General features: G+C 73.6%; 19 protein-coding genes. 7 read left to right on the plus strand and 12 right to left on the minus strand.

Annotated elements, in window-relative coordinates; translation table 11 throughout:
- Nucleotides 1-125: 125 nt before the first annotated feature.
- The 3 genes from ACLGIH_RS05740 to ACLGIH_RS05750 all read right to left on the minus strand — a co-directional run bounded on the left by ACLGIH_RS05740 (nucleotide 126) and on the right by ACLGIH_RS05750 (nucleotide 2,611).
- Entirely contained in the window at nucleotides 126-968 is an 843-nt protein-coding gene (locus ACLGIH_RS05740) for a hypothetical protein (RefSeq protein ID WP_416524118.1), read from the minus strand.
- A gap of 377 nt (nucleotides 969-1,345) precedes the next feature.
- Nucleotides 1,346-2,143: an RNA polymerase sigma factor SigF gene (locus tag ACLGIH_RS05745; protein ID WP_416524119.1), complete on the minus strand. Its 798-nt coding sequence runs from the start codon at nucleotides 2,141-2,143 to the stop codon at nucleotides 1,346-1,348.
- Between the two features lie 294 nt (nucleotides 2,144-2,437).
- A complete protein-coding gene (locus ACLGIH_RS05750; protein ID WP_416524120.1) occupies nucleotides 2,438-2,611 on the minus strand; it encodes a hypothetical protein in 174 nt (57 codons plus the stop codon).
- Between the two features lie 172 nt (nucleotides 2,612-2,783).
- Here ACLGIH_RS05750 and ACLGIH_RS05755 point away from each other — a divergent pair, with 172 nt between their 5' ends.
- From ACLGIH_RS05755 to ACLGIH_RS05765, 3 genes are read left to right on the plus strand one after another with little or no spacing between them, the layout of a single operon-like run.
- The gene (locus ACLGIH_RS05755; protein WP_416524121.1) at nucleotides 2,784-3,173 is read left to right on the plus strand and encodes a DUF2795 domain-containing protein; all 390 of its coding nucleotides are present in this window, start codon (nucleotides 2,784-2,786) and stop codon (nucleotides 3,171-3,173) included.
- Nucleotides 3,174-3,208: 35 nt separating this feature from the next.
- Nucleotides 3,209-3,640, plus strand: a complete 432-nt coding sequence (locus ACLGIH_RS05760) for a CBS domain-containing protein (protein ID WP_416524122.1) — start codon at nucleotides 3,209-3,211, stop codon at nucleotides 3,638-3,640.
- 35 nt (nucleotides 3,641-3,675) lie between these two features.
- On the plus strand, nucleotides 3,676-4,218 hold the full coding sequence (locus ACLGIH_RS05765; RefSeq protein WP_416524123.1) for a type 1 glutamine amidotransferase domain-containing protein: 543 nt from the start codon (nucleotides 3,676-3,678) through the stop codon (nucleotides 4,216-4,218).
- 162 nt (nucleotides 4,219-4,380) lie between these two features.
- Here the strand turns inward: ACLGIH_RS05765 and ACLGIH_RS05770 are convergent, their stop codons facing one another.
- Nucleotides 4,381-4,659 carry a DUF6158 family protein gene (locus tag ACLGIH_RS05770; RefSeq protein ID WP_416524124.1) on the minus strand — a complete coding sequence of 93 codons (279 nt, stop codon included), beginning with the start codon at nucleotides 4,657-4,659 and terminating at the stop codon, nucleotides 4,381-4,383.
- Nucleotides 4,660-4,718: 59 nt separating this feature from the next.
- Between ACLGIH_RS05770 and ACLGIH_RS05775 the strand changes: the two genes are divergently transcribed.
- Nucleotides 4,719-5,837 (plus strand): baeRF2 domain-containing protein, encoded by a 1,119-nt coding sequence (locus ACLGIH_RS05775; RefSeq protein WP_416524125.1) that lies wholly within the window; start codon nucleotides 4,719-4,721, stop codon nucleotides 5,835-5,837.
- A gap of 34 nt (nucleotides 5,838-5,871) precedes the next feature.
- Here the strand turns inward: ACLGIH_RS05775 and ACLGIH_RS05780 are convergent, their stop codons facing one another.
- Nucleotides 5,872-7,491, minus strand: a complete 1,620-nt coding sequence (locus tag ACLGIH_RS05780) for an ABC-F family ATP-binding cassette domain-containing protein (RefSeq protein WP_416524126.1) — start codon at nucleotides 7,489-7,491, stop codon at nucleotides 5,872-5,874.
- A gap of 107 nt (nucleotides 7,492-7,598) precedes the next feature.
- Here ACLGIH_RS05780 and ACLGIH_RS05785 point away from each other — a divergent pair, with 107 nt between their 5' ends.
- From ACLGIH_RS05785 to ACLGIH_RS05795, 3 genes are all read left to right on the plus strand, one after another.
- Entirely contained in the window at nucleotides 7,599-9,104 is a 1,506-nt protein-coding gene (locus ACLGIH_RS05785; protein ID WP_416524127.1) for a bifunctional phosphatase PAP2/diacylglycerol kinase family protein, read from the plus strand.
- A gap of 145 nt (nucleotides 9,105-9,249) precedes the next feature.
- A complete protein-coding gene (locus tag ACLGIH_RS05790; RefSeq protein WP_416524128.1) occupies nucleotides 9,250-10,071 on the plus strand; it encodes a class I SAM-dependent methyltransferase in 822 nt (273 codons plus the stop codon).
- 42 nt (nucleotides 10,072-10,113) lie between these two features.
- Nucleotides 10,114-10,284 carry a hydrophobic protein gene (locus ACLGIH_RS05795; RefSeq protein WP_416524129.1) on the plus strand — a complete coding sequence of 57 codons (171 nt, stop codon included), beginning with the start codon at nucleotides 10,114-10,116 and terminating at the stop codon, nucleotides 10,282-10,284.
- A 19-nt stretch (nucleotides 10,285-10,303) separates the two neighbouring features.
- Here the strand turns inward: ACLGIH_RS05795 and ACLGIH_RS05800 are convergent, their stop codons facing one another.
- The 7 genes from ACLGIH_RS05800 to ACLGIH_RS05830 are packed head-to-tail and all read right to left on the minus strand — an operon-like array spanning nucleotide 10,304 to nucleotide 13,959.
- On the minus strand, nucleotides 10,304-10,597 hold the full coding sequence (locus tag ACLGIH_RS05800) for a gas vesicle protein K (RefSeq protein WP_416524130.1): 294 nt from the start codon (nucleotides 10,595-10,597) through the stop codon (nucleotides 10,304-10,306).
- Nucleotides 10,598-10,607: 10 nt separating this feature from the next.
- Nucleotides 10,608-10,790, minus strand: coding sequence for a gas vesicle protein (locus tag ACLGIH_RS05805; protein WP_416524131.1), 183 nt, complete (start codon nucleotides 10,788-10,790; stop codon nucleotides 10,608-10,610).
- Entirely contained in the window at nucleotides 10,787-11,617 is an 831-nt protein-coding gene (locus tag ACLGIH_RS05810) for a GvpL/GvpF family gas vesicle protein (protein ID WP_416524132.1), read from the minus strand. Before ACLGIH_RS05810 ends, ACLGIH_RS05805 begins: the two co-directional genes overlap by 4 nt.
- Nucleotides 11,614-11,943, minus strand: coding sequence for a gas vesicle protein (locus ACLGIH_RS05815; protein ID WP_416524133.1), 330 nt, complete (start codon nucleotides 11,941-11,943; stop codon nucleotides 11,614-11,616). Before ACLGIH_RS05815 ends, ACLGIH_RS05810 begins: the two co-directional genes overlap by 4 nt.
- Complete coding sequence (locus ACLGIH_RS05820) at nucleotides 11,940-13,094, minus strand: SRPBCC family protein (protein ID WP_416524134.1); 1,155 nt, start codon at nucleotides 13,092-13,094, stop codon at nucleotides 11,940-11,942. The genes ACLGIH_RS05815 and ACLGIH_RS05820 overlap by 4 nt, the downstream gene beginning before the upstream one ends.
- The gene (locus ACLGIH_RS05825) at nucleotides 13,091-13,699 is read right to left on the minus strand and encodes a DNA primase (RefSeq protein ID WP_416524135.1); all 609 of its coding nucleotides are present in this window, start codon (nucleotides 13,697-13,699) and stop codon (nucleotides 13,091-13,093) included. The genes ACLGIH_RS05820 and ACLGIH_RS05825 overlap by 4 nt, the downstream gene beginning before the upstream one ends.
- Nucleotides 13,696-13,959, minus strand: a complete 264-nt coding sequence (locus tag ACLGIH_RS05830) for a gas vesicle protein GvpG (RefSeq protein ID WP_416524136.1) — start codon at nucleotides 13,957-13,959, stop codon at nucleotides 13,696-13,698. The genes ACLGIH_RS05825 and ACLGIH_RS05830 overlap by 4 nt, the downstream gene beginning before the upstream one ends.
- Nucleotides 13,960-13,963 lie beyond the last annotated feature (4 nt).

Here is a 13,963-nt window from a genome sequence, read left to right on the forward strand (position 1 = left end):
CGTGTTCCCCGGTCGTGTCTGTGAGTACCCACCGTGCCGCCTGCCCATGGCCCCGGGCCGGATCGCGCCGGTCACAGCACCGGTCCGCCGGGGAGCCGCCGGTGACCGGCACGGGCCGGAACGGGTCAGCGGTGTGCGGTGCCGCGTCCGCGCAGCAGCCGGTGGGCGGCCAGTCCGCCCGCGCCCGCGAGGAACAGGCCGCCCGCGACCAGGGCGGGCACGGAGTCGGTGAAGGCGCCGCCCGCCCCGGCGCGCACCCCGTGCGGGTGCGCCGTGGTGGCGCAGGAGTGGTGGTGCGGCGCCGGCTCCGGGCACGGCGGCTCGGTCGGGCAGTGTCCGCCGGGCCGTACGGGCTCCGGACACGGCGGCTTGGTGGGACAGTGCCCGCCGGGCACCACGGGCTTGGGGCAGGGCGGTGCGGGCTTCGCCGGGCAGTGCTCCCCCGGCCGCGCGGGTTGCGGACACGGCTTGCCGCCGCCGCCCACCCGGGAGACGGTGATCGTCGCGCTCCACGGCTTGCCCTCGCCGCCGGGCGCCGCCGGGCAGGTCCCGTCGACGGTCCACGCGGAATCGGGGCCGACGGCGTCCGGGTCGCCCTCGAAGTTCTCGGCGGGCGCGAGGCGGGCGGTGCCGCGGTAGGCGGGGCCGGACACCTTGTCGTCGTTGCCGGGGACCTTGCGCAGTTCGACGGTGCCCTCGTCGAAGGCCTGCGAGGTGGCGTCCAGGCCGGCCGGTGCGGGGCCGCCCGTGGCGGGGCAGGAGACGGAGACGGTGACGGTGCCGCCGGGTTCGACGGTGGCCGGGCTCACCTCGGCGGCCGGCTCCCCGGCGCCGGCCCGGTGCTCGGGGGCGACCGGGACGGGCGGCTCCGGTCCGGCGCCCGGTGCCGCGAGGCCGGGCGCGGCGGACGTCCCCAGGGCGGCACTGGCCAGGAGGGCGGCGGAGAGGGCGCGGGCGGTGCGGCGCATGCGGCGGGCTCCCTTGGGTGACGGCGGGGCGCTGCGCTGGCGCCCACGTAGTCATCTCAGCCCGTGCCCCGCCGGCTCGCCCGTGGTCGTGCGCCGTTCGTGGGACGGGAGCGGCCGGGCGGGTGAGCAAGAGGTTTGCGGTGCCGCCGCCGGGATCCGGTGCGTTGCGGACCGGGGACGTGGCGACGAGCGGGGACGCCGGCCCTACGGGTCCCCCGACGGGTGCCGCGGCGGTCGCCGCGGCGCTGTCCCTCGCCTCGTGGCCGGTCACGCCCGCGCGGCAGGGGCGCGCCGGTGATGGACGGTCACGCCCGCTCGGCAGGGGCGCGCGTCGGGACGGCGCCGCGCCCCTGGGGCCAGTCGCTTCTCCCGCGTCGTCAGTCCGCAGCGTCCCGCAGCACCTGCTCCCGGATCCGAAGGCAGCAACGCGTGATCAGGCGGGAGACGTGCATCTGGGAGATGCCGAGCTGTTCGGCGATGCGGCTCTGGGTCATGTCGTCGAAGAAGCGCATGTAGAGGATGGCGCGTTCGCGTTCCGGCAGGGCGGCGAGGCGCTCCTTGACGGCCTCCCGGTCCACGACCGTGTCGAGGGCCGGGTCGGGGGCACCGAGGGCCTCGCTGAGGGAGTAGCCGTCCTCGCTGCCGGGGAGTTCGGCGTCCAGGGAGAGGGCGGTGAAGCTGTCCAGCGCCGCCAGGCCCGCCCGGACCTCCTCCTCGCTGAGGTCGGCGTGCTCCGCCAGCTCGGCCTCGGTGGGCCGCCGGCCGGAGATGGTCTGGGACAGTTCCTGGTCGGCGGTCCGGACGCGGTTGCGCAGGTCCTGGACCCGGCGCGGCACGTGCAGGGTCCACATGTGGTCGCGGAAGTGCCGTTTGATCTCGCCGGTGATCGTCGGCACGGCATAGCTCTCGAAGGCGTGGCCGCGGTCGGGGTCGTAGCGGTCGACGGCCTTGACCAGGCCGAGGGCGGCGACCTGGCGGAGGTCCTCGTGGCTCTCGCCGCGGCTGCGGAAGCGGCCGGCGAGCCGTTCCGCCATGGGCAGCCAGGCCTCGACGATCCGGTCGCGCAGTGCGTCGCGCTCGGGGCCGTCGGGGAGCGAGGCGAGTTCCCGGAAGGCGTCGGCGGTGTCGGGGGCGTCGTCGTGCGGGTGGTGCTTCGCGCTCACTGGGGTCGGCATGGTGCGTCGCAGCTCCCTCGGAGGTGCGGGGCCCTGCCGTCGGGTGTTCCGGCGGCTCGGTCGGCACGGCCGGAGTACGAGGGCTCGGTACTCCGCGGGGTGCGCGTGCCGGGCGCCGGGGACGGCACGGCCCGGGGACGGGCGGTCACCGCGGGAGCACGTCCGCAGTCCGGACGGATCGGGGCGGCGTCCGCTCCCACGGACGTGCCTTCTGTCCGAAGCACTGACCTTGCGCCTGCCCACGTTCCGGCACCGCAAACTCCCCCGGACCGGACGGAAGCGACGGCGGCCCGGTCAGGGCGACGGTGCGGGGGCTCCTGCCGGGCCGGGCGGGGAAGCGGGCCGCGCGGCCGGGTCGAAGGGATCGGGAGCCTGCCCGGCGTCCGGCAGCAGCAGGTCTTCGTACCGCCCCAGCGCCAGCACCACGCCGAGCATGAGGACCGGGATGAGCACAGCGAGCACCGCCATGGTCCTGTCCTTCCTTCCCGAGGAAACAGAGGAAGAGCACATGGGCGTGGGGGGTATGAACCGGGTGCCCGGCGTGCGCGGGGCAAACCCGGCGAACCCGCCGGAACGATTCCGTGTCGGTCTCCGGTGTTCGGGTACGCGGTGCCCACCCCCGAAGGATCTGGAGGGAGACATGCAGCGAGGCAGCGACCGGCTGAGCGTCCATCGCGACGACGAGATGAAGCACGAACTGCAGGGTCTGCTCAAGTCCGGGCACCCCACCCGCACCGAGGAGTGGCACGACCCGGAGCCGACCGCCGACGACGACCCGGAGGTCGCGTACGGACCGGTCACCCCGGGCCGCGGGCCGTCGTCCCTGGAGACGCTCCGCCTGGAGCTGGCCCGGCACCTGACCCGCGGCGCGTTCCCCGCCACCCCGCGGGAGCTGGCGCGGGCCCTGCGCCGTGACAACGCCCCCGACGCCGTCGTGGAACGGGTCGAGGGGCTGCCGCACAAGTCGAGTTACGCCACTCTCCAGGAGCTGGCCGAGGCGCTGACCGCGGCCGGTCCGGGCAACGCGTAGCCGCGCACCAGGGAGCCGTGAGGAAGGTCCCGGTCATGGCCGAATACGTGAGGGACGTGATGACCCCGGGCGTGGTCGCCGTGCGCCCGGACGCCTCGCTCGTCGAGGCGGCGCAGCTGATGCGCTCGCAGAACATCGGCGACGTGGTGGTGGCCGACGGACAGCGCGTCGTCGGGGTGCTGACCGACCGTGACATCACGGTGCGGGTCGTGGCCGAGGGCATCGATCCGCTGTCCGTGGGCGTGCAGTCGGTGTGCACCCCCGACCCGCTGATGGTCGCCCCGCACGACCCGGTGTCGGCCGCGGTGGCGCTGATGCGGGAGCACGCCGTGCGCCGGCTGCCGGTCGTGGAGAACGGGCTGCCGGTGGGGATGGTCAGCCTCGGCGACCTGGCCGAGGCCGAGGACCCCGGCTCGGCCCTGGCCGACATCAGCCGGGCGGAGCCCGACACCCGCGGCGGGACCTGAGACGCACAAGAAGAACGGAAGGACGTAGCAGCATCATGCGCATCGCTTTTCTGACCGCGCCCGAGGGCGTGGAGCAGGTCGAGCTGACCGAGCCGTGGCAGGCGGCCGAGGACGCCGGTCACGAGCCCGTGCTCGTCTCCACGAAGCCGGGCGAGATCCAGGCGTTCAACCATCTCGACAAGGCGGACACGTTCCCCGTGGACGAGGTGGTGGGCGACACCTCCGCCGACGCGTTCGGCGGGCTGGTGCTGCCCGGCGGGGTGGCCAACCCGGACTTCCTGCGGATGGACGACAAGGCCGTGGGGTTCGTGAAGGACTTCTTCACCCAGGGCCGCCCGGTCGCCGCGATCTGCCACGCCCCGTGGACGCTGGTCGAGGCCGACGTCGTACGGGACCGGGTGCTGACCTCGTGGCCGAGTCTGCAGACCGACATCCGCAATGCGGGCGGCACCTGGGTCGACGAGCAGGTGAAGGTCTGCGAGCACGGGTCCAACAAGCTGATCACCAGCCGCAAGCCGGACGATCTGAAGGCGTTCTGCGAGACCTACCTCGCGGAGTTCGGCAAGGCGGAGGGCTGAGCGCCCGCCGGTGGCCGGCGGCGGCCGGCGGCCGGCGGCCGGCGAGCAGCCCTCGCGGGCCGACGCCGGGCGTCGACGCCCGGAACGGCAGGCACCCCACCAGACCGAGGGTCTGGTGGGGTGCCTGCCGTTCCGGGGTGCTTTTCGGTTCAGAGGGCGCTTTCAGGCGCCGGGCGTCGCCGTCTGGCCGGAGCCGCGTTCGCGGGCGCCCTCGCGGGTGCGTCCGGCGGCGACCGGGCGGCGGGGGTTGCGGCGCAGCCACTCGCCCTCGAGCTGGGCCATGCGCTCGTTGTGGGCCCGCAGGGCGTCGTTGGAGCCGTAGAGCAGCGTGTCGTGGCGGGTGCGGTGGATCGTCTCCAGCTCCTTCATCAGCTGCTGGTCGTCCAGGCGCTCCGGGTCCACTCCGGTCATGGTGCCGTCCCACGTGTCGTGTTCGTTCATGCGGTCCGGGTACCCGCCCCGGTGAAACACCACCCCCGAGCGGCATCCGGGAGGGAACCATGGATCTCGCCTTTCTGCACCCACTCTACGAACATCCCGGCCCCTGGGCCTCCGTGTACGTCGACCTCTCCCGCCATGCGGAGGACACCGTCCACGCCCGCGAACTGACGGCCGGAGCGGTGGCCAGGGAGCTGGCGGAGCAGGGCGCCGACGAGGCGACCTGCCGGGCCGTGCAGGAGGCGGTGAACGACCTGCGGCACTCCTCCGACCCCCACGGGCGCGCCCTGTTCGCCCGGGACGGGCAGGTGGTCCTCGACCCGCCCCTCGCCCGCACCCCGCAGGGCGGCACCTCCGCGCACTGGGCGCCGCTGCCGCATGTGGCGCCGCTGCTGGAGCTGGCCGGCGAGGACCCGGTGTGCGTGGTGGCGTACATCGACCGCAAGGGCGCCGACTTCGAGCTGCGCAGTGCGCTGGGCAGCCAGGACGCGGGCGGCGTGACCGGCCGGCAGTGGCCGGTGCACCGCACCAGCACCCTCGACTGGTCGGAGCGCCACTTCCAGCTGCGGGTGGAGAACACCTGGGAGCACAACGCGGCGGAGATCGCCGACGCGCTCGCCGTGTGCCAGGAGGAGACCCGCGCCGACCTGCTGATCCTGGTCGGCGACGACCGGGAGCGGCGCTCGGTGCACGAGCGGCTGCCCAAGCGGCTTCAGGACCGCGTGGTGGAGGCCTCGCGCGGCACCGGCAGCCGGCTGCTCGACGACGAGGTGGAGCGGCTGCGCGAGGAGCACGTGCGGCTGCGGGCCCAGGAGGACCTGGACAAGTTCCTCGCCGCCCGCACGCCGGACGGCGAGGGCCGGGCCGCCGCGGTGGAGGGCGTGCCGGCGCTGGTCGAGGCCGCCCGCGAGCACCGCATCGACGAGCTGCTGATCATTCCGGACGGGCCCGACACGCACCGCGAGGTGTGGATCGGCGAGGACCCGGACCAGCTGGCGGTGCGCCGTTCGGAGCTGAAGACGCTCGGCGAGCAGAACTCCTGGTCCGCCCGGGCGGACGACGCGCTGCTGCGCTCGGCGGTCATGACCGGCGCCCCGGCCATCTCGGTCGTCCCGGCACTGCCGGAGGGCGGCGAGGACACCCCGATCGGCGGTCTGGGCGCGCTGCTGCGCTGGAAGTGAGTCCGGCTTCGGACGGCCGCGCACGAGCGGCGGGTCAGCGCACGCGCTCGACCCGCCGCTCGTCCCATACCGGCTCCGGCGTCTCGCGGACCCGGCCGTCGCTGCCGAAGACCAGATAGCGGTCGAAGGAGCGGGCGAACCACCGGTCGTGGGTGACCGCGAGGACCGTGCCGTCGAAGGCCTCCAGGCCTTCCTGGAGGGCCTCGGCGGACTCCAGGTCGAGGTTGTCGGTCGGCTCGTCCAGCAGCAGGGCGGTGGCGCCCTGGAGTTCCAGCAGCAGGATCTGGAACCGGGCCTGCTGACCGCCCGAGAGCCGGCCGAAGGTCTGCTCGGCCTGCCGGGTCAGCTCATAGCGGCGCAGCCGGGACATGGCGGCGCCGCGGTCCTGGGCGTGCTCCCGCCACAGGATGTCCAGCAGCGTGCGCGCCTCCAGTCCGGGGTGGGCGTGGGTCTGTGCGAAGTGGCCGGGCACGACCCGCGCGCCGAGCTTCCAGTGCCCCGTGTGCGCGACGTCGTCGCCCGCGAGCAGGCGCAGGAAGTGCGACTTGCCGGAGCCGTTGGAGCCGAGGACGGCGACCCGTTCGCCGTAGAAGACCTCCAGGTCGAAGGGTTTCATCAGGCCGGTCAGCTCCAGCCCCGCGCAGGTGACGGCGCGGACGCCGGTACGGCCGCCCCTGAGCCGCATGCGGATGTCCTGCTCACGCGGCGGCTCCGGCGGCGGCCCGGCCTCCTCGAACTTGCGCAGCCGGGTCTGGGCGGCCCGGTAGCGGGAGGCCATCTCGTCGCTGTTCGAGGCCGCCTGACGCAGAGTCAGGACCAGCTTCTTCAGCTGGGCGTGCTTCTCGTCCCAGCGGCGGCGCAACTCCTCGAAGCGGGCGAAGCGTTCCCGCCGGGCCTGGTGGTACGTCGTGAAGCCGCCGCCGTGCACCCAGGCGTCGGCGCCCGCCGGGCCCGGCTCCACCGACACGATCCGCTCGGCGGAGCGGGCGAGCAGTTCGCGGTCGTGGGAGACGAACAGCACGGTCTTGCGGGTCTCGGCGAGCCGCTCCTCCAGCCACCGCTTGCCGGGCACGTCGAGGTAGTTGTCGGGCTCGTCCAGCAGCAGCACCTCGTCGGTGCCGCGCAGCAGCGCCTCCAGCACCAGCCGCTTCTGCTCACCGCCGGACAGCGTGCGCACCTGCCGCCACTGGGCCCTTTCGTACGGCATGCCCAGCGCGGCCGTGGTGCACATGTCCCACAGCGTCTCGGCCTCGTAGCCGCGGGCCTCGGCCCAGTCCGCGAGGGCTTGCGCGTACCCGATCTGGGCCGCCTCGTCGTCGACCGCCATGATCGCGTGTTCGGCGGCGTCGACGGCGCGCGCGGCGTCGCGGACCCGGGGCGGCGCGACGGACACCAGCAGGTCCCGCACGGTCGTGTCGTCGCGTACCGACCCCACGAACTGGCGCATCACCCCGAGGCCGCCGCTCACCGAGACGCTGCCGCCGTGCGGCGCCAGCTCACCGGCCAGCAGTCGCAACAGCGTGGTCTTGCCCGCGCCGTTGGGCCCCACCAGGGCGACGACCGCCCCCTCGCCCACCCGGAAGGAGACACCGCCGAGCAGCGTCCTCCCGTCGGGGAGGTGGTACTCCAGGTGCGCGGCTTCGAGGTGACCCATGGGAGGCGATTGTGTGCGGCGGCCACCGGTGAGGCAACCGCTTTTCCGCCGGGGCCGTCCGGGGCCCGGCCCCGCAGGAAACGCGCTCGGCAGGGTAGGCGGGTGACATGAGCCCCGACATAGACCTCACCGTCCCGGCGCCCGGCCCGCACCCCGTCCGCAACCGGTTCCTGCGGCTCGATCAGCGGCTGTTCGAGGCGGTCGCCGCCCGGCACTGGCCCGGCGCCGACCCCGTGCTGCCGCGTCTGAGCCACAGCGCCAACCACGGTGTGCTGTGGTTCGCGGCGGCCGCGGCGCTGGCCGCGACCCGCACGCCGAGGGCCCGCCGCGCGGCCGTCCGCGGCATCGCCTCGCTGGGTCTGGCCTCGCTGGCCATCAACACCCTGGGCAAGCGCAGCGTCCGCCGGCCGCGTCCGCTGCTGGACCCGGTGCCGCTGGTCCGGCAGCTGAGCCGGCAGCCGATCACCACGTCGTTCCCGTCCGGGCACGCCGCGTCGGCCGCCGCGTTCGCGACCGGTGTGGCCCTGGAGTCGCCGGCCTGGGGCGCGGCGGTGGCCCCGGTGGCCGGCGCGGTCGCCCTGTCCCGGGTCTACACCGGCGTGCACTTCCCGAGTGACGTCCTGGCCGGCGCGGCGCTCGGGGCGGGCGCCGCGTTCGCCGTACGGGGCCTGGTGCCGACGCGCGCCCAGCTGCTGCCGCCGGCCCGGCCGCGGGCCGGGGTCCCGGCGCTGGACGAGGGCGAAGGGCTGGTGATGGTGGCCAACATCGCCTCGGGCACCTCCGACCGGGTCCGCGCGCTGTGCGACGCGTTGCCGAAGGCCGAGGTCGTCGAGTGCGAACCGGGCGACGTCCGGATGGAGTTGGAGAAGGCGGCGGGCCGGGCCCGGGTGCTCGGCGTGTGCGGCGGGGACGGCACCGTGAACGCCGCCGCCGAGGTCGCCCTGCGGCACCGCCTGCCGCTGGCGGTGCTGCCCGGCGGCACGCTGAACCACTTCGCCTACGACCTCGGTGTGGAGGACGTCCGGGATCTGTGCCGGGCGCTGGAGCGGGGCGAGGGCGTGCGCGTGGATGTGGGCCGGTTCGTCTCCGGCGGGCAGCGCGGGGTCTTCCTGAACACCTTCAGCCTGGGGGTGTACCCGGAGCTGGTGCGCGAGCGGGAGCGCTGGTCGCACCGGATCGGCGGCTGGCCGGCCGGGGTGCTCGCGGCGGTACGGGTGCTGCGCGCCGACCGGCATCCGCTGGAGGCCGAGATCCGAGGACGCAGGCGGCCGCTGTGGATGCTGTTCGCGGGCAACGGCACCTACCACCGTCTGGGGCTGGCGCCGGGGCGCCGGCTGGACATGGCGGACGGGCAGCTCGACGTGCGCGTGGTGCACGGTGGCCGCCGGCCCGCCCTGCGGCTGCTGTCGGCGGCCCTCGCCGGGCCCCTCACCCGCTCCCCCGCCCACGCGGCGGTGCAGGTGGGCCGGCTGCGCCTGACCGGCGTCGCGCCCGGCACCCTGATGGCGTACGACGGCGAGGTCACCGAGACCGAGGGCGACCTGACGCTGGAGAAGCTGCCGGAGGCGCTGACGGTGTACCGCCCGTTGCCCGGGAACGGCGAGCCTCTCTGACGCACCACTCTGACGCCCCATCAGTCCATACTTCGAAACGCGGGTCTCACACTCCGACACACGGGCGTACGGTGATCTCGTCGCCGGACGGGGCCCTCCCGTCCCACACGGCGACGATCCTTGCCTGCCGGAGAGGGGACCAGCCATGCCGAGGCCCGGGGAGACCGCCGTCTACACGCACGGACACCACGAGTCGGTGCTCCGTTCGCACAGCTGGCGCACCGCCGCCAACTCCGCCGGGTATCTGCTCGGCTCGCTGCGGCCCGGCATGCGGGTCCTGGACATCGGCTGCGGTCCGGGCACCATCACCGCCGACCTGGCGGCACTGGTCCCGGACGGTCACGTCACCGGCGTCGACCGCGCGCCGGAGATCCTGGAGCAGGCCCGGGCCACCTCCGACGAGCGGGGCCTGGCCAACGTCGACTTCGCGGTCGCGGACGTGCACGCCCTCGACCACCCGGACGACACCTTCTGCGTGGTCCACGCCCACCAGGTGCTCCAGCACGTCGGCGATCCGGTGCAGGCGCTGCGCGAGATGAAGCGGGTGACCCGGCCGGGCGGCTTCATCGCCGTGCGCGACTCGGACTACGCGGCCATGACCTGGTACCCCGCCTCCCCGGGGCTGGACAGCTGGCTGGACCTGTACCACCGGGTCGCCCGGGCCAACGGCGGGGAGCCGGACGCCGGCCGGCGGCTCAAGGCCTGGGCGCTGCGGGCGGGACTGACCGCCATCACGGCGACCTCCAGCGCCTGGACCTTCTCCACGCCCGGGGAACGGCGGTGGTGGAGCGGGCTGTGGGCGGACCGCACGGTGGCGTCCTCCTACGCCGCGCTGGCCACCGAGGGCGACCACGCCACCGCGGAGCAGTTGCGGGCCGTTGCGGCGGCCTGGCGGGAATGGGGCGAGCGGGAGGACGGCTGGTTCAGCGTGCTGCACGGAGAAATTCTCTGCCGGAAAGAAGCCTGAACAACGTTTCTCGGGAAACCAGTACGGCAGGAGGTTCACATTATGGTTCCACTTCTGCTGGTCCTGCTTCTCGCAGTGGTTCTTTTCGGTGCCGGATTCGCCGTGAAGGTGCTCTGGTGGATCGCCCTGGCCGTCCTGGTCCTGTGGCTGCTGGGCTTCGTCGCCCGTGGCACGACCGCGAGCGGCGGCAGGGGACGCTGGTACAGGTGGTGAGGCCGCTGCCCCGGGAGGCTCACTCCCGGGGCAGCAGCGGTCCGAGCGGCCCGAGGTCCAGATTCAGGTCCTCGGGCCGCAGTCCGTATCGGTCGCGCAGCTCGGTCATGCGGTCCTCGAGCAGCATCAGGGTGAGCCCGATGCGCTCCTCCTGGTCCTCGGTCAGGTCGCCCTCGTCGAAGCGGCGCAGCGCCTGCCGCTCCATGAGCTGGCGCAACAGCTCCACCACGGTCAGCACCAGCTTGATCAGGTCCCGCTCGACCGTGTCGGGGTCGAGATCGAGGCGGCGGCGCTCGGGCGCGGGTTCGGGCACGTCGGTCACCTCAGTCACCCCAGGGCGAGGGCACGTTGTGGTTCACCGAGCTGATCAGCGCGTTGAGGTCGATGCGGACCAGGTCGACGTCCGCGATGCGCAGCGTGATGTCCCCGGTGATGACGACTCCGCCGGCCAGCAGCCGGTCGAGCAGGTCGACCAGGGCGATCTCCCGGCGTTCGACGACCGTCACGGCCGCTCCCCCTCCGTCTCGTCGGTCTCTTTCTCGGCGTCCTTTCCGGCGCTCTCCTCGCCGGCGAACGAATAGGCTGCCCAGGGCCCGGTGAGTTCCACGCGAATTCCGGGAGCGTCGTCCTTGGTCCGGTCCACGATTTCCACGAATTCTTCGGAGCCGTTCCGCGGCACCAAATAGGCGGCATTGAGAACGTTCCGTCCGGCGGCACCGGAGAGCGTGGGGTTCTGCGGCGCGTGCAGCCGGGCATCGTCCGCCCGCGCGGACAGCGTCTCGTGCAGCCGGGTCGCGAACTCCTCGGCCCGGGTCCACAGGTCCTCGTGCGCCCGCGTCCGCATGCGCCGCTGCCGCAGGTAGTCCCGGCCGGAGGCCGGCCTGGCCGCGGGCTGTCCGGCGGCCGGGCCGGCCTGTGCGGTGTCCTGCGCCGCGGGCGGCTCGACGAACACCTTGACGCCCCATTCCACCCGGCCGGCCAGGCGGTCGAGGGTGCGCCGGAAGTAGTCCTCGCGCTGCTCCATCATCACGCGTACGCCGCTGTCGTCCCGGAAGACGGTGGCCAGCCGGAGCGGCAGCGGCGTGGTGACGGCGGTGAGCGCGTCCACGACCTGCTGGTGGGCGCGGGCGGTCCCGGCCAGCCAGTCCAGGTCCTCCAGGTGCGCCCGGAGCGGCTCCTCGGCGAAGTCGGCCTCGGGGACGTGGCTGACGACGGCGACCAGCCCCTGATGGTGCAGAAGCCGGGGCGGGTCGCCCGCGACTCCGGTCAGCTGCGACTGGAGGGCCGCGCCGAAGGGGCGGCAGACGGCGTAGACGTACCGCAGTCCGGTCATGGTGCCTCTTCCCTCGGTGCGCGGCCCGACTCCAGCTCGGCCAGGCGGTCACGCAGCTCCGCGTTCTCCCGGGCCAGCTCCTTGTGCCTGGCGTTCGAGGAGAGCGCCGGGTCGCTCTCCCACCAGTCGATGCCCATCTCCTTGGCCTTGTCGACGGAGGCGACGACGAGCCGCAGCTTGATGGTGAGCAGCTCGATGTCGAGCAGGTTGATCTTGATGTCGCCCGCGATGACCACGCCCTTGTCGAGCACCCGCTCCAGGATGTCGGCGAGGTTGGCGCTCTGTCCCTGGCCGTAGGGCTCGGGCAGCCGGCCGGGAGTCGTCATCGACGGCCCCCGTGCTCGGCGTACTCGTCCCCGTCACGGTCGGCGTCCTCGGGCTTCTCCGCGTCGGGCTCGTCCTCGTACGCGCCCTCGTACTCCTCCTCGGGCTCTTCTTCGTCCTCGCCCTCCGGCTCGTCCTCGTACTCCTCCTCGGGCTCCTCCGCGTACTCGCCCTCGGGTTCCTCCTCGTACTCGCCCTCGGGTTCCTCCGCGGTCTCGTCCTCCGCGTACGAGGCTTCCTGCTGCTCGTCGTGCTCGCCCTGCCCTTCCTGCTCCTCCTCCGCGACCGCGTCCTCATGGCTGCGGACGACCTCGCCGTCGCGGATCTCCCCGCGCCAGCCGTCCTCCGCCTCACCCTTGAAGGTAACGAAACGGACGTAGTTCTTCAGGTCGAGCCGGGCCCGGCGGCCCTGCGCGCGCCAGATGTTGCCGGTCTTCTCGAACAGTCCCTTGGGGTAGTACTCGATGACCAGGACGACGCGCGTGAGGCTGTCGGCGAGCCGGTGGAAGGTGACGACGCCCTTCGTCGTGCCCTTGGCGCCCTCCGACGTCCAGGAGATCCGGTCGTCGGGCACCTGCTCGGTGGTCGTCGCCTTCCAGCTGCGGTTGGACCAGAAGACCTTCACCTGCCAGTCGGACGTCGTGTCGTCGGCGCGTTCCGCGTTCTTGACGCCCTTGGCGAACGTGCTGAAGTCCTGGTACCGGGTCCACTGGTCGTAGGCGGTGCGCAGCGGCACGCCGACGTCGACGTGCTCGATGATGACGGTCGGCTTCTTGCCGGCGCCGCCCTTGCGCCTGCCCTTGCCGCCGCCGAGGTTCCCGAACGCGTCGGCCACGCGGTCCTTCACGCGGCCCGCGCCGGTCTCCAGCGCCGTACGCAGCGGGCCCTTGCCCTCGGCGAGCTTGCGTCCGCCGTCGAGGGCGAGCTTGCCGAGGCCGGGGCTGTTGCCCTCGGCCATGTCGTTCAGCCTGACGGTCGTCTCGCCGAGCTTGCGGCCCGCGCCGGCCAGCAGGCGCTGCGTCTGCGCCGCGAGGTAGTCCTGCACCTCCGACTTCAGGCGCTCGGCCGCCTCGCTGCGGGCCACGTCCGCGAGCGGGTTCTGCTTCGCGGCGCCGCCCGCCGCCGAGGACGCCGATCCGAGGGTCTCGGTCATCGCTCACCACCACCCTTCGGCAGCCCGGCCCGGCCGCCCCGGGCCCCGGCCGTCTTCTTGCCGGCCGCCTGCTTGGCCGACCGCGACGTCTTCGCCGCCGTCTTCCTGGCCGGCGCCTTCTTGGCGGGGGCCTTCTCCGCGGCGGCCGTCCTCTTGGCCGGCGCCTTCTTGGCGGGCGCCTTCCGCGCGGCCTTCCCGGTGTCCTCGGCGCTCTCCGCGCTCTCGGCTCCCTCCTCGTCCTCGGCCCCCGCTTCCTCCTCGGAGCCGACGCCCGGCGCCTGGGATGCCACGCCGGAGAGCTGGTCGCGGACCTGGGCGGTACGCCCGTGCAGACGGCCGGCGATCGCGTCGAGCTGCCGCTCGACCAAGGCGCCCGAGGCCGCCTTGCCCACGCCTTGCAGGTCCGTGCGCAGCTGGTCGCCGATCTCCTTGAACTGCGGATTGTTCTGCAATTGCGTGTTGACCAGTTCCGCGATGCCCCGCGGGGTCAGGTTGAGCTTCCTGCCGGCCACCATCGAGCCGACGGCGACGGCGAATTTGAGCTTCTTGGTGCGTCCCAGCAGATATCCGGCCCCTATCGCGAGGCCCAGCCCGACTCGGTTCATGATGCCGTCCCGTCACCCCATCCCGCGCTCCCGCGCGAAGCGATCTCCAGCCGGTCCAGGAGTTCGTCCTCCTGCCGGTCGAATTCCTCCTCCGTGATCTCCCCCGACTCCAGCCGCTCCTCCAGGCGGCCGAGTTCGGCCCGGATGGTGGCCGGGTCGTAGTAGATCCGCTCGGCCTCCTGAAGGACCTGTCTGACGGCCCAGGCGCTGCCGCGCACCGGGGCGAACGGCAGCAGCAGCACCTCGGAGATCAGTCCCACGGTT

The organism is Streptomyces hamibioticus, from assembly GCF_047946815.1.
Taxonomy (GTDB): Bacteria; Actinomycetota; Actinomycetes; order Streptomycetales; family Streptomycetaceae; genus Streptomyces.

What these genes read in the sequence shown, in the direction of transcription:
- ACLGIH_RS05760 (WP_416524122.1), top strand. Translation starts at nt 3,209, where the DNA reads ATGGCCGAATACGTGAGGGACGTGATGACCCCGGGCGTGGTCGCCGTG.
- ACLGIH_RS05795 (WP_416524129.1), top strand. Translation starts at nt 10,114, where the DNA reads ATGGTTCCACTTCTGCTGGTCCTGCTTCTCGCAGTGGTTCTTTTCGGT.
- ACLGIH_RS05785 (WP_416524127.1), top strand. Translation starts at nt 7,599, where the DNA reads ATGAGCCCCGACATAGACCTCACCGTCCCGGCGCCCGGCCCGCACCCC.
- ACLGIH_RS05780 (WP_416524126.1), bottom strand. Translation starts at nt 7,491, where the DNA reads ATGGGTCACCTCGAAGCCGCGCACCTGGAGTACCACCTCCCCGACGGG.
- ACLGIH_RS05825 (WP_416524135.1), bottom strand. Translation starts at nt 13,699, where the DNA reads ATGAACCGAGTCGGGCTGGGCCTCGCGATAGGGGCCGGATATCTGCTG.
- ACLGIH_RS05745 (WP_416524119.1), bottom strand. Translation starts at nt 2,143, where the DNA reads ATGCCGACCCCAGTGAGCGCGAAGCACCACCCGCACGACGACGCCCCC.
- ACLGIH_RS05750 (WP_416524120.1), bottom strand. Translation starts at nt 2,611, where the DNA reads ATGGCGGTGCTCGCTGTGCTCATCCCGGTCCTCATGCTCGGCGTGGTG.
- ACLGIH_RS05775 (WP_416524125.1), top strand. Translation starts at nt 4,719, where the DNA reads ATGGATCTCGCCTTTCTGCACCCACTCTACGAACATCCCGGCCCCTGG.
- ACLGIH_RS05740 (WP_416524118.1), bottom strand. Translation starts at nt 968, where the DNA reads ATGCGCCGCACCGCCCGCGCCCTCTCCGCCGCCCTCCTGGCCAGTGCC.
- ACLGIH_RS05755 (WP_416524121.1), top strand. Translation starts at nt 2,784, where the DNA reads ATGCAGCGAGGCAGCGACCGGCTGAGCGTCCATCGCGACGACGAGATG.
- ACLGIH_RS05810 (WP_416524132.1), bottom strand. Translation starts at nt 11,617, where the DNA reads ATGACCGGACTGCGGTACGTCTACGCCGTCTGCCGCCCCTTCGGCGCG.
- ACLGIH_RS05815 (WP_416524133.1), bottom strand. Translation starts at nt 11,943, where the DNA reads ATGACGACTCCCGGCCGGCTGCCCGAGCCCTACGGCCAGGGACAGAGC.
- ACLGIH_RS05790 (WP_416524128.1), top strand. Translation starts at nt 9,250, where the DNA reads ATGCCGAGGCCCGGGGAGACCGCCGTCTACACGCACGGACACCACGAG.
- ACLGIH_RS05770 (WP_416524124.1), bottom strand. Translation starts at nt 4,659, where the DNA reads ATGAACGAACACGACACGTGGGACGGCACCATGACCGGAGTGGACCCG.
- ACLGIH_RS05765 (WP_416524123.1), top strand. Translation starts at nt 3,676, where the DNA reads ATGCGCATCGCTTTTCTGACCGCGCCCGAGGGCGTGGAGCAGGTCGAG.
- ACLGIH_RS05820 (WP_416524134.1), bottom strand. Translation starts at nt 13,094, where the DNA reads ATGACCGAGACCCTCGGATCGGCGTCCTCGGCGGCGGGCGGCGCCGCG.